Here is a 13,003-nt window from a genome sequence, read left to right as displayed (position 1 = left end):
AAAACTTAGCCGTATACTTGTTTTGTATGAAGATTTTCCAATCGCCTTAATTAATTGCATAGCCTTACTTTTTATACGCATTTTAGAAGCAATCTCTCGAGCGAAAAATTGAAATTCAGGTGAACTCTCTATACAAACAATATAGAGACAACTTTTTTCTTTAGTTCTCTTAGGCCTTCGCACTCTAAATCTAATTTTTAATCCTAAAGCAGTTAGAAGTAATGCTAATTGCCTCATGACGCTACTTGAAGTACATCCAATAGCAATTCTAGCTCTATCCTTTGATATTTCACCTCTAGCATCAATGAAACCAGAAATAAATGATAAAACTACACTTAAAGGCGACTTAAATATTTGTTTAGGAATCCTCCAATTTCCATTATTATCCCTTAGATTTTTTAAAACAAAATTCATGACCTCACTATTGCATGCCTGTAAAATCCACATATCATATCTTTTCTCCTTATAAATGCAACCAACTTTATTGTTGAGGGTTTTACTCAGAATTTCTTTAAGATACTCGAGGGGGGCTCTGTCACTGGCAGAGGCTCTTAACCTATTTTCTTCAATACAACCATCACCAAGTATATAGCCAATAGCCCATCCCAATTCTTCAGATAATTTATAACCATCGATACTTTGATATTCATTGAAGATCCAGTTAAGCGGCTTAGACGAAAGTAATAGTAAATCACACTCTCTAAGTTCATCCGCCCTTTTCTCTAAGATCTCGCCTTTTTCATTTACTACAATAAATGGATGCCACTCACTTACAATGATTTCTAAACCATTTGCAGTTTTAACCTTTAACAATTTATTTGAAGGAATAATATATCTCCAGACTCTAGTAACTCTGCTAAAAACAGTTTTGTTATTAACTTTGTCGTAGGCTAAAACCTTTAAATCATGATGTGAAATATCAACCGATACAGTTTCATTTACGTTTCGTAAATGCTCGGGTATGAAAGGTTCAACTATATTTTCAATGGGCTCTATTCCACAGATATTTGTGTATATGTGTGTTCCCTTAGCTACACATCCTCCCCCGCTTTTATGGATTAGGGCGGCGTATTTCAGTGCGTCGAAGATACTGTCAATGGAGTCTTCCACTGGAAGTACGAAGCAAGCTGATAACTGTCCTAGTGGTGCTCCAGCATTCATTAATGTCGGAGAGTTGGGGAGAAAATATAGGTTAACCATTATTTGATAGAAAGTGTCTATTGTCTCTTCATAGAGTTCATCCCATTTCTCATCTAGGAATTCTAGTAGTTCATTGAAGGAAACCTTCATCTTCCCTTCTTTTCCGAGGCGATTATAGACTCTCTTCAGCATTTCAAAGTCGTATTTGTTAATCTTAGCATTCTTTAACTGGTAGGTTATTTCCTCCACTTTACGTGGTGGCTGTCTTCCAAACTTATCATAAACTTGTGGATAGTAGAAGATGTCGACTAAGCCAACATGTCTTGCAACTCTAGATAACATTTGCTTTGGTGTTTCAATAACTCTTCCACTATCATCTTTGAGTAAATATCTATTCTTGAGAACTGTTACAGCATTCACTGACAACTTCATGTCATCTACTACACCAAGCATCTTCTTGATCTCTCTAATCTCACTTCGCTGCTGTCTATAGAGGATGTATGCTTTAGCAACTTCATATAAACCATTATTGACTAATGTTTTTTCAACTATGTCTTGTATTTCCTCTACATGTGGTATTTGCTTCTTCTTGCCGTATTCATCCTCTAATATTCTTGTTACTTCATCAGCCAACCTCTTAGCTAATGCTCTACTACCTTCACCTACAGATTCCATGGCACGCCATATTGCCCGTTCAATCCTATTTTTATCGAAGGGTACTACTCTTCCATCCCGTTTAATAACCTTTGAAATTATAGAGCTTGACATGGTTATCACACAGTCTATTCAAATTATAAGAGGTAGTGAACCTCTAAAGCTTTTTCACTCAAACTTCCTAATAAGTGACCTTGCCTTTAAAAGGCTTCCAGTTATAGATTTCCAATGAGATCCAAGCCAATAAATCTTGCCACAACTATTACAGATCCAGAAGAAATCATATTTTTCTAAGATATTTGGAGGTACTTTATTTTTAACTTTATTTTTGTCCCAAGTTATCCTTAATTTAGAGTTGCATAATGGACATCGAGTTAATTTTTCATTAAAATTTAGGACAATAAAGTTGAGTGATGCTAAAAAGGCTAAATCCTCTTCTAAATTCCTTCCTCTAAGCATTACTACTTTAACGTCATTCATTATTGCCTTCTTATATAAAGCGAAATCTTTAGTTAGAAGAATACGATTACTCTTTTTTGCTCTTCTAAGCAACTCTTCATCTTCTATGTCATGAAAGTATAGGACATCATATCCTAATATTCTAAGCCATCTTGATAACTTGCCAAGCATTCCATTAGCTATAAAGGATTTTTGGCTTGATGATTCTTCCTGCAGGTTCAATCACCTCATCATCCATGAAGACTAAGGTTCCACCTACAAAGGTTGCAATGGGAATGCCTTTAACAGTAGTATCTTTAAAAGGAGAATACTTGGCTTTTGACCTAAATTTGTCAGGGTTGATTCTAGTTGTCTTCTTAAAATCTATTACAACTAGATCAGCATCATAGTTAACTTCTATTTTTCCCTTCCAATTTAAATTAAAGATTTTAGCTGGGTTTTCACATAACAGCTCAACTATTTTGTTTAGAGGTATTTTGTCTTTATGGAAGGCTGTCAACATTAATGGTAGAGTGGTTTCTAGACCTGGAATTCCAGGTTTAATGTTCCATACATTATCTGAGCATTTTTCTTCAATAGTGTGGGGGGCATGGTCACTTGCTATTACATCAACCACCCCCTCCATTATTCCATTCCATAGGGCTTGGACATTGTTTTTTGAACGTAGAGGAGGCTCCATAATTGCGAATCCCTTCAAATCTCTAACTATATTCTTCGTGAGGAATAGGTGGTGAGGTGTTACTTCACAGGTGAAATACTTTCTGTTTTCTTTTATTATTTTGAGGGCGTTTTTTGTGGTTAGATGTGCTATATGCAACTTAGTATTTATTTTCTTGGCAATGTTTAACATTCTTCTTATTGCCTTAGTCTCTGCTGTTATTGGGTGTGCCTTAAAGAAATATTGGTAATCATTTTTATTTGAAGTCTTAAATTCTTCTTCAAGTTTTAAAATTGTTTTTCGATCTTCAGCATGTATTGAAACTGGTATTCTGGTGTCTTTAAGTGTTTTTAGATATGATGCTATGGCAACATCATCATCAACATTTAGTAATCCTATTTGTCTGCTTAGATTTAATTTGAATCCTACTGCACCAATTTTTATTATCTCGTAAATTTCACTTGGACTGCTGGGGAAGGCGGAGTAGAAACCAATATTAACATAGATTTTATTCTTAGCTTTAGTCATTCTTTCAAGAAGAGCTTTAGGAGAATCGGTAACTGGCTTATTATTTGGCATGTCTAAAACTGTTGTAACACCGCCACTAGCTGCAGCCATAGTTCCAGTCTCAAATGTTTCCTTGTAAGATAATTCTTGATCTCTTAAGTGTACATGTACATCAATTAGGCCAGGTAGTAAAACTTTACTTTGAAAATGATATTTCTTCTCTGCTTTAGGCATGGTGTATTCCTTTCCAACCTTGATTATTTTCCCATCTTTAACTGCAATTGAAGCTTCAACTAGTTGACCTCTATAAAACACTTTACATCCATGAATTGTCAAGTCAACCAAGATATTCACCTTTAAATTAGAGTTTTAATTAAATCTCTCAACTGTAGGACACTTACAAACTCTCCTCTTGAATTTACAACTATCACTCCCTTCAAATTCTCATTAATCATTACCTCTGCAACTTTACTAATAGGCGAGCCTAAAGCTATTTTTGGGGGAGCTCTCCTCATTGCATCTGAAACAATTAAATGTTTTATCCGCATTCTCCTATGCTTTTCAGGTACATGCTCAATAAAGAAACGTAAAAACTTGACGATGTCAATATCTGAAATTAAGCCAACAATCTTTTCACCCTTAATTACAGGTAAAACTGAAAGCTTATTTTCAATCATTAATCTCCTTACATGTAAGATTTTATCTTCAGGTTTAATTTTCACATAACTATACTGTAAAATCGAGTCGACTGGATCATTCATATTTAAAAATGCTTTTAATAGATTTTCTTCAGCTACTAGACCAATTAACTTTCCATCCTCAATAACTGGAAGACCACAGAGATCATTATTGACAATTATTGAAGCGACATCACTAATCGATGTGTTAGAGGAAATGTAAAATGGACTATCTATCATAACACTTGAAACATATAAACTTGAAAGTGAAGTTAATCTAACACGTTCACTCCAAATTCTCTTTAGGATCTCCCGCGTAGTTATTAATCCAACAACCTTTCCATTCTCAGTTACAATTAAGCAGCTTAAATTATAATCCTCCATTAAATCTAAGGCTAAAACTAAAGATTGATCCTTATCGATCTTAACTGGTTCAACCATGAAGTCACGTATAATATGCATAAGGGATTCACCTTGGAGGAAGCCTAACTATCGCTTTAATGATGTCAGTTTTAGTAACTATTCCCTTCAATAAATTATCATCATCCACAACAGGGAGGCCACTAATTCTCTCTTCTATCATCACCTTAGCAGCTTCAGCTGAATCCCCATCTACACTAATTGTTAATGGATTGGGAGTCATAATGTCAGCTACAATTGGAATTCTAAAGGTCTTAACAGTTCTAGTATACCTACCTGGCTCTTCAGCCTCCCTAATATACTTCACTCTTCTAGGCTTAAAGGAAAGAGTGATGAAGGTTAAATCAGTCTTGGTGACAACTCCAACTGGAACTTTACCGTCCACTACGACAACCCTACTTATCTTATATTGATTCATTAGTCTTCCAACTCTATAAATGGTATGTGAAGGATAAACAGTTATGACTGGAGAAGACATAATCTCTGAAACTTTGAGTAAACCAGAATAGTTTAATGCATAAGCCCTCGTCAAATCAGTTTTAGTAACTATTCCAAGCAATTTTAAGTCACTATCTACAACTGGTAAACCACTAATTCTCTTTTTCATCATTATTTTAGCTGCATTTCTAATGTATGTTCTAGGGCCAATATAAATTACCGGTGAAGACATAACTTCTTCAACTAGGATTTCATCAATAGTTCTAGCAAACTTCCCTCCACTCTCCTCCCAAACTCGCATAGCAATATCGGTTTCAGTTAAAATTCCAATAGGCTTAAGATTTTCATCTACAACAATTAATCTACTTATATCATGATGAAGCATTAAATTTCTAGCCCTCGCCAATGTATCTTTAGGAGAAATAACTACAACTCTCGGTGTCATGACATCTGAAACTCTAATAGGCATAATTTAACCCAAATAGAAGTAGTATATGGGATAAATTAAATTTTCTAAAAGGCCTACTACCCTCTACAGTCTGGACATAAAAATCTCCCATCAACCTCAACTAACAAATCAGACCACTCGCCGCAATCATCACAATATCCAGCGAAAAACTCTTCATATGGAAAACCTTCCTCTGAAATCCTAACAGTTTCAATTAAAATTTCAATAACTTCAGGTGCAACAGAAAGAATATCCCTAGCAGTTACAATACCCGCCAATCTACCTTTATCCATAACTAATAATCTTCGAATACTTCTTTTTGCCATTAACTTCGCTGCATCAACAAGAGGAGTTTTTACATCAACTGATATTACTGGAGAAGACATTATATCCTTCACTTGTACATTTGAAGGGTTCAAATTGCTAGCCAATACTTGTACAACTAAATCTCTTTCCGTTACAATACCTACAGGATTACCCTTATCATCGACGATAATAATGCTTCCTACATTATGCTCCTTCATTAAAAATGCAATTTTATCAGTTGTAGTAAAGGGGGAGGCAGTTATTAAATCTCTAGTCATGATATCTCCAACAGTGATTTTTTCAACCCTTGGTGAACTCAATAAAATCACCAAATCCCAATATTAATTAAAATATAATTAATTTTATGATGAATAAGACTGTTCAATAAATCTAAATGAACCTTTAGGTAAGAGTTCTAGAAATTCATGTAGAGCTAAACGTCTAACTCCATCTCTAAATTTAGGGGGAACAAGCTTGACTAATAAGTTTTTAATCCTCCTTACAGCCTCATCTCTAGGAATGGCTCCTGGAGCTAAAGTCAAATGGTATTTAGTTAATTTCTCCATGGCAGATGGAGGAGCAGCAATTAACTGTAAATAATTGTCGATAAATTTAACTCCGATTGAAATTCTTAATGGAATGTTTTTCAAGTAGTTTCGCCTTCCATAAATCATAAAGGCACCACGGGGCAGATACTCACCCGAAGGAGGGGATTTTGAAACTTGATTTCCATAAACCCAGAAAGCTGAAGCTGCCTCTAATCCAACTGTCCAGGCCCTAGAATAAGAGACAGCAAACTGGGCAGCTTCCCATAGAGTTTCATGAGGAATGGTTTTCCCTTCACTTTTAATAATTACAGCTGGTGCACCATGAATCTCAGCATGAACAAAAATATCATTTTCGTCGAGACGTTTTCTAACTAATGATTCATTTTGAGAAGCATCACGTCCACCAACAACTAGAAATCCATCAGATGAAATAAACCATCTAAAACTCTCATACCACTTCCTACTACGGATAACTCCAACAATCTTTATTGGTTTAACGATTTTCTGCTTCAAACTTTTTTCAACTTCACTTTCAATCTTCAATTTTATCTCTTTAATAGCCCTTTCAGCGTTAATGGCACGTCTATATAGCCTTTTGGCCCTATCAAAAAATTGAGAGGCATTTGCAGCTGCAGATAAATCAAGGCTTAAAGGAATACTTTGACCGTTAATCCTTATATTTAATATTTTGTCCTTAGCATTGAAGGATTCACATAAGTCTTTGAATTTTACTTCAATTAATTCATGAAGTTTACTGGCAATTTCACTCCAAGAAAAACCAATCCTATTGAGTCTATGGACATTATTCATAGCTTCTTGAATTACTGATAAATTTTCCATTATAAGTTCTGCCCATCTACGATATCTAGAAGACTTCTCCATCAACTCTCTATAATGTCTAGTTTGTCTATCGACAATCGCTTTAAATTTAGCCTCCACCTCTCGCCTAATTCTATCCTTCAACTCCTCCTCTTCTAAAAGTGAAAGTTTATTGAAGTAAAGGTCAACTGCATCGTTAAAGCTATCAAAATACTCTCTATCTAAACCATCATAAATCTTAAAGTCAAAAGGCAAAACTGAGAGAATCTTCCCTCCATAATAGACTATTTGAGGATTAAGATTAAGGCACTTAACATCATCCAGCATTTTATGAAAAACCTCAAGCAACATTTCTATTTCATTCATCTCTAAACTATCTGCCATCCTAGACTTCTCAATACTAGCTCTAAAGCAAATTTCCTCTGCAACTTCACCAGGCATGTTCATAATTCTAGTTAAAGCCCTTACAACATTAAATCTAACATTTGAAAGCTTCTCCCTAAGAATTGAAGGTGAACATAGAAGAGGATTAACACCCCTCATGGGAGGATACTTATATGTAGCATTAGGAATTAAATCTCTATCCCTCATCTTCATAGGCTTTAAAACAGAAAGTATTTTTCCAGACGAATCCACTACAACTAAATTTCCCTCTCTAACCAACTCTAAAATTAAGCTTAGATTCCCCATAGACCTTGAAGAAACAGTTAGCTTTATTATTCTATCAAAGTCATATTGACTTAACTCGACAACTCTGGATCTATTAAAATTTTTACGTATAAATCTGCAGAAAGATGAGATTAAAGAAGGCTTCTCATAATCAAACCTAGTTAAATGAAAACGTCTTCCCACCTCAAAAAACAAGTTAAGATGCCCTTCATTCCTTCTTCTCAATCTGATAATAAAATGTGAAGGTGAAATCTGATATAAATTCACGAAAAACATGTCACTAGAACCAGTCTTCAATTCCTCTAAAACACACATTAAGTCGAGAGCATTCATCTCCTTCTTAATTTTCATCTGCATCTCATTTCACCAAAGCGGAAAGCTTATGTGAATGGTTTAAACACGTAAATTTAAGTACTACGGAAGGGATTAGGTGTGAAGGCAGCCACCAAAGTTTATATAACAAGAGGAGTTCTAGGATTAATTTCAGCAATAATATGCATAGCCTTTAAATTAACTGGAAGTATAGGTATTGCTGTGGGAGTGTTTATCTATGGACTTTCATTCTATGTCATCAAGTATGTCTTAAAACTATCCAAATCAGATTTTACAGGACCCGAAGAAATATACTTTAATGGCCTAGCACCATTTCTAGCTCTTTGGATAATTCCATGGACAATATTCTACAACTTTCTCCACGTAACTCCACCATAACATTAATTTAATTGTGATTCGATCGAATTAACCTTAACTCATCCTCCACAATTTCATTAGACTTCAAATATTCAATCAAATCCCTAGAAATCAAGGGCTTACCATTAACAACTGGAAATGCATATGGCAAATATATTTCATGAAAATCATCAACCTTTATTTCAAGTCCTAAAACAACTGGAATTTCCTCTAAACACTTTCCTAAACTAACTTGCAAGGCCATGTAGGCAGCTCCATCAATAGAAAATTGATGAGGACCAAGATTTCTAGAAACACAATTTTCTAATCTACTAGTTATAAACTTCCTAGTTCTACTTCTAGGCGGATAATCTCCTAATATTCCTCCAATAACAATCTTAACGTCACCCCTAAAATCCAATGGACTTAAAGGTGTTGAAGCCTCCAAATCTAAAACTATTAAATCATCACGGCGAAAAACACCTTCCCCAACTAATGAGATAATACTTTCTCTAAACACTAAGCCAATACTCTTCAATCGATTAAAATCATCAACTCTCTTCACATTGGTGAAAATTAAATTGTCCCTTCCAATTATCCTAGAACAATTAGCATATTCAAACCAAAGCCATTTACTCAGAAAAGGCTCACAATGCTCAATTATGACCTTCATTTAAACTACCTCTTCATCATAACCTTTTTAATTTCCATGAAAGTTTCAAGTATAGTGAGCCATGCCTCTAAAAAACCTCTCTCAAAATCATCAATATTCTCTCTAGCTAAATCCTTAACTAATGAGGAGTGCATCTCCTTTAATGAAGATAAATCAGACTGCCTAGCCCTAACAAAATAGGCTATAGGTAGATTCTCTCTTCCAGATGCAATCATACCCCTGACAGCCATAAAGCAACCTTGACCCCAAACACCCCTCTTTTTAAAATCATCTTTAACCTCATTTAACAATCTTTCAGCAGCACTATAATTGCCAAAATAGGAGTATCTAGCTAGAGTTGAAACATGCTTCAAAACTTTTCTTTTAGCTCTACTTACACGAGGCATAGAGTTACACCTTAAAAATTAAGACTTAATCCAATATTTAAGTTTAAGTAGCAAAATCTAATTAATTGTAAAGCTCAATTTCATTAAAGGTGGAGAAAGTGGGTAAAAGTGGACTAGAAGCCTTCTTCAAACCAAAAAGCATTGCGGTGATAGGGGTGTCTAGAAAGCCCCAGAAAATAGGTTATCAACTCTTAAGATCACTATTAATTTCAGGTTATAAGGGGCCAATATATCCAATAAATCCCAAGGCAACTGAAATACAAGGATTAAAAGTGTATCCAAGCATCCTAAAAGTTGAAGACTATGTTGACTTAGCTATCATAGCAGTGCCAGCACCAATAGTACCTAGAATAATGGATGAATGCGGTAGAAAGGGAGTGAAAAGTGTAATAATAATTTCAGGCGGATTTAAAGAGATAGGAGCTGAAGGAGAAAAACTTGAAAGAGAAGTCATAGAGATAGCTGAAAAATACAACATTAGAGTAATGGGTCCAAACTGCCTAGGAGTATATAATCCACACACCAATCTAGACACATTATTCCTACCACCTGAAAGAGCACTCAGACCAAAAAAGGGAGACATAGCATTCATATCACAAAGTGGAGCAATGGGAGTAGCATTCCTAGACTGGCTAGCAATGGAAGAAATAGGCTTAAGTGTATTTGTAAGCTACGGTAATAAGGCAGATATAGATGAAGTCGACTTACTTGAATATTTAATGGACGATGAAAACACTAAAGTCATAACCATGTATTTAGAGGAAATTGCAAAGGGACGTAAATTCATTGAAATTGCAAGAAAAGTCTCAATGAAAAAACCTATAGTTGCAATTAAAGCTGGAAGAACAGAAGAAGGAGTAAAAGCAGCCTCATCACATACAGGAGCATTAGCAGGAAAAGATGAAGTAGTATCAGCAGCCCTAAAAAAGGCAGGAATAATAAGAGCATATGATACACATGAATTATTCGACTATGCGAGAGCATTAGCGGCAGGTAAAATAGCCCTCGGAGACAAAATTGCAATTGTAACAGATGGAGGAGGAGCAGGAGTAATGGCAGTAGACAAATTAACAGACAAAACTAGAGGAGTAGGATTAAAACTAGCAAAACTAAGGGAAGAAACAGTAAAAGAGTTAAGACAAGTTATACCGCCCTTCGCAATAGCAAATAATCCAATAGATCTAACAGGAAATGCAACACCAGAAATGTATAAGGAAGTACTGGAAATAGTCTTAAAAGATCCAAACGTCGATGGAATAATAACAATAGTTTTAATTCATCCTCCAATGATGAATGAAACAATAATAGATAGAGTAGAAGAAGTCTTTAGAAAAAGCAATAAACCAATACTAATAGCAGCAACAGGAGGACCACCCACACAAAAAATACTACTAGAATACCAGAGAAGAGGTATACCAGCATACCCAGAAGTTGAAAGAGCAGTAAAGGCCATGGCATCACTAGTAGAGAGAGGACTATTTCTAAGAAAAACATTTAAAAAATAAAAAAACTAATAATATTAACGTTTATATCCCAATGTTATCCATAATATTTCAAGATATAGGAGGTTTATTAAGTGGAAGCAAGAGTAGCCTTCGAAACCAAACAATATGTAATCGTATTAACTGAAGAAAAACTAGAAATCGACTTAAAAGAGGGGCCGAAAGCCTTCCTCGAATACATGATTGAAGAACATAGAAGTCTAAATAGAATTTTAGGATGGGCCTTCAGACATTTATTCCCCAAGGACATATATGTAGATGACATAGAGCGCGCCTACATAACACCAGATGGCGAAGTAATTGTCGAAGAAAGAACACCAGAAGGAATTAAAAGTATAAAGGTACCAGAACTAACAAGAGAACAAGGAGAACTATTAGTAGATGCAATAAACAGGTTATTAGAGGAAAGAAAGGAATAAGCTCCTAAACCTTTTTCTCATTTTTAGATGAAAACCCTAATCTTACCGGACAATTCTCAGGTAATTCCGCATTAAACAAATTAGCATACCTAATAAGAGCAGAACAGCCACCAAAGGGTGCAACATACTTACAATTAGAACTACAGTTAAGTAAAGCCAAATCAACCAGAGAAGCCAAATCACGCATAGAAACAAGAATAGGAGAGTTATCAATAACATAGTCGCAACCCTCACACTTATAAACACCATCAACCAGCTTTAAAGAACTAAAACAAAAAGGACACTTCAAAGTATAGGAAGGAGTAGGAATATAGCGTTTAGGAGGAAAAACTACAGGTGCAAGATAAATTGCAACTGAAATAAAAAGTAGAGTCAAACCAGCATAATAAGCATAAGTAGGATCCCTAAGATTATATTCAAGCCTCAACCTATTATCAATAAAGGCTATAAGATAAATTCCAGCTAAGCCAAGAAAGGCAGAGAATAGCATAGTAAAACGCCTAACATTCAAGATATGTCCCCAAATATACTACTAAAATAACATGTAATTAAGCCTAATCTCCACTCCCTGAAATTTAAATGCAAAGAAAAGGGGGAGTTTAGGTTAAATCCTACTCCAACTTAAGTTGGAGTAGGTGGAACTACCGCCAACCGCCGCCTTCTCCAAGCGTAATACTCGTAAGCCACTAAGTATACTACAATTGCAACCACTACAGGTAGTAGTACTAGCTCACCGAAGAACTCAGCTGTACTGAAGGGTCTTCCAAGTATTGTTGCAAATACGTCAATTGTAACAGTTAATGAATCATCCTTGGTTAGTGAAATGGTTCCTTCAGCAGTTCTACCCTTGAAGTTAGCCTTAACAGTGTAGGATGCAGCTGGAAGTTCTAATTCACCTACACCTGAACTATCAGTCTCAATAGTAGCTATCTCCCTCTCACCTAGATATACTGTGACAGTTGATGGACCTAAACCTTGTCCTCTAGTACCCATAACCCTCACTGTCAAGATATAGACATTCTGAGCAATGAAGGCATACTTACCAGTCTTGTCAATAGTAACAGTGGGCTCCACTAGAGTTATTGGAGTATCAAGCCATGTAACCTCTAGCACTTCAACATCACCGACAGGTATTTGTGTTAAGCTTAATTCACCCTCAGTATCAGTTGTACCTTCAACTGTCCTTCCATCTGGATACTCAACCTTGACATATGCATTTGCTAGTGGGGTGCCCCTTAATGTCTTGAAGCTGAATACAGCATCATAAACCTTACACTTCAAAGGTAGCTCTGCATAGTTCCTATCAATTGTTAAGTCAACCTCAAGTATCTTGATTTCAGTACCAAGCCACCATGCAGTTAACTTGTAGTCACCCTTTGGAACAAGTGTTGCAGTAAATGTTCCATCAGTACCAGTTGAACCAGTCTTAATGTACTCGATTGGTGCAGTACCTTCAAATTCATACTCCATTCCTGATAATGGTCTACCAACATCATCAGTCAACTTAATAGTAACATCAAAGACGTCAGCCACTGCAGTGTAGAATATGGTTGGACTTAGTATCTTTACGTCAGGGTCAATTTCCTTCTCATAGCTGTCATAAACGTTTAC

Annotated in this window: 13 protein-coding genes and 1 pseudogene; 3 read left to right on the top strand and 11 right to left on the bottom strand. The window is 35.6% G+C overall.

Annotated elements, in window-relative coordinates; translation table 11 throughout:
* From ACW8TM_RS02350 to rqcH, 7 genes are all read right to left on the bottom strand, one after another.
* Positions 1-1,908: ATP cone domain-containing protein (locus tag ACW8TM_RS02350; protein ID WP_491531672.1), on the bottom strand; the 1,908-nt coding region annotated here is incomplete at its 3' end.
* 54 nt (positions 1,909-1,962) lie between these two features.
* Positions 1,963-2,475 carry a Mut7-C RNAse domain-containing protein gene (locus tag ACW8TM_RS02345; protein WP_491531671.1) on the bottom strand — a complete coding sequence of 171 codons (513 nt, stop codon included), beginning with the start codon at positions 2,473-2,475 and terminating at the stop codon, positions 1,963-1,965.
* Positions 2,429-3,763: a dihydroorotase gene (locus ACW8TM_RS02340; protein ID WP_491531670.1), complete on the bottom strand. Its 1,335-nt coding sequence runs from the start codon at positions 3,761-3,763 to the stop codon at positions 2,429-2,431. The genes ACW8TM_RS02345 and ACW8TM_RS02340 overlap by 47 nt, the downstream gene beginning before the upstream one ends.
* An 11-nt stretch (positions 3,764-3,774) precedes the next feature.
* Positions 3,775-4,557, bottom strand: coding sequence for a CBS domain-containing protein (locus ACW8TM_RS02335; protein ID WP_491531669.1), 783 nt, complete (start codon positions 4,555-4,557; stop codon positions 3,775-3,777).
* Positions 4,558-4,564: 7 nt separating this feature from the next.
* The gene (locus tag ACW8TM_RS02330) at positions 4,565-5,422 is read right to left on the bottom strand and encodes a CBS domain-containing protein (protein WP_491531668.1); all 858 of its coding nucleotides are present in this window, start codon (positions 5,420-5,422) and stop codon (positions 4,565-4,567) included.
* A 56-nt stretch (positions 5,423-5,478) separates the two neighbouring features.
* A complete protein-coding gene (locus ACW8TM_RS02325; protein WP_491531667.1) occupies positions 5,479-6,027 on the bottom strand; it encodes a CBS domain-containing protein in 549 nt (182 codons plus the stop codon).
* Positions 6,028-6,069: 42 nt separating this feature from the next.
* Entirely contained in the window at positions 6,070-8,100 is a 2,031-nt protein-coding gene (gene rqcH / locus ACW8TM_RS02320; RefSeq protein WP_491531666.1) for a ribosome rescue protein RqcH, read from the bottom strand.
* Positions 8,101-8,175: 75 nt separating this feature from the next.
* Here rqcH and ACW8TM_RS02315 point away from each other — a divergent pair, with 75 nt between their 5' ends.
* Entirely contained in the window at positions 8,176-8,454 is a 279-nt protein-coding gene (locus ACW8TM_RS02315; protein WP_491531665.1) for a hypothetical protein, read from the top strand.
* Between the two features lie 7 nt (positions 8,455-8,461).
* Here ACW8TM_RS02315 and ACW8TM_RS02310 read toward each other — a convergent pair whose 3' ends face one another.
* Positions 8,462-9,085, bottom strand: coding sequence for a hypothetical protein (locus ACW8TM_RS02310; protein WP_491531664.1), 624 nt, complete (start codon positions 9,083-9,085; stop codon positions 8,462-8,464).
* 5 nt (positions 9,086-9,090) lie between these two features.
* A complete protein-coding gene (locus ACW8TM_RS02305) occupies positions 9,091-9,471 on the bottom strand; it encodes a hypothetical protein (RefSeq protein WP_491531663.1) in 381 nt (126 codons plus the stop codon).
* A gap of 98 nt (positions 9,472-9,569) precedes the next feature.
* Between ACW8TM_RS02305 and ACW8TM_RS02300 the strand changes: the two genes are divergently transcribed.
* Together ACW8TM_RS02300 and ACW8TM_RS02295 are read left to right on the top strand one after the other, a co-directional pair.
* The gene (locus ACW8TM_RS02300) at positions 9,570-10,976 is read left to right on the top strand and encodes an acetate--CoA ligase family protein (RefSeq protein ID WP_491531662.1); all 1,407 of its coding nucleotides are present in this window, start codon (positions 9,570-9,572) and stop codon (positions 10,974-10,976) included.
* Positions 10,977-11,047: 71 nt separating this feature from the next.
* Entirely contained in the window at positions 11,048-11,392 is a 345-nt protein-coding gene (locus ACW8TM_RS02295; protein WP_491531661.1) for a hypothetical protein, read from the top strand.
* Positions 11,393-11,396: 4 nt separating this feature from the next.
* Here ACW8TM_RS02295 and ACW8TM_RS02290 read toward each other — a convergent pair whose 3' ends face one another.
* Positions 11,397-11,903 carry a hypothetical protein gene (locus ACW8TM_RS02290; RefSeq protein WP_491531660.1) on the bottom strand — a complete coding sequence of 169 codons (507 nt, stop codon included), beginning with the start codon at positions 11,901-11,903 and terminating at the stop codon, positions 11,397-11,399.
* A 110-nt stretch (positions 11,904-12,013) separates the two neighbouring features.
* Positions 12,014-13,003, bottom strand: a pseudogene (locus tag ACW8TM_RS02285) (hypothetical protein); the annotation flags it as partial.

The sequence above is a fragment of the Candidatus Culexmicrobium sp. genome, from assembly GCF_058356305.1.
The sequence above is the reverse complement of the archived record's forward strand: the minus strand, read 5'-3'. Positions and strand labels throughout refer to the sequence as shown.

What these genes read in the sequence shown, in the direction of transcription:
- ACW8TM_RS02335 (WP_491531669.1), bottom strand. Translation starts at nt 4,557, where the DNA reads ATGCATATTATACGTGACTTCATGGTTGAACCAGTTAAGATCGATAAG.
- ACW8TM_RS02330 (WP_491531668.1), bottom strand. Translation starts at nt 5,422, where the DNA reads ATGCCTATTAGAGTTTCAGATGTCATGACACCGAGAGTTGTAGTTATT.
- rqcH (WP_491531666.1), bottom strand. Translation starts at nt 8,100, where the DNA reads ATGCAGATGAAAATTAAGAAGGAGATGAATGCTCTCGACTTAATGTGT.
- ACW8TM_RS02310 (WP_491531664.1), bottom strand. Translation starts at nt 9,085, where the DNA reads ATGAAGGTCATAATTGAGCATTGTGAGCCTTTTCTGAGTAAATGGCTT.
- ACW8TM_RS02305 (WP_491531663.1), bottom strand. Translation starts at nt 9,471, where the DNA reads ATGCCTCGTGTAAGTAGAGCTAAAAGAAAAGTTTTGAAGCATGTTTCA.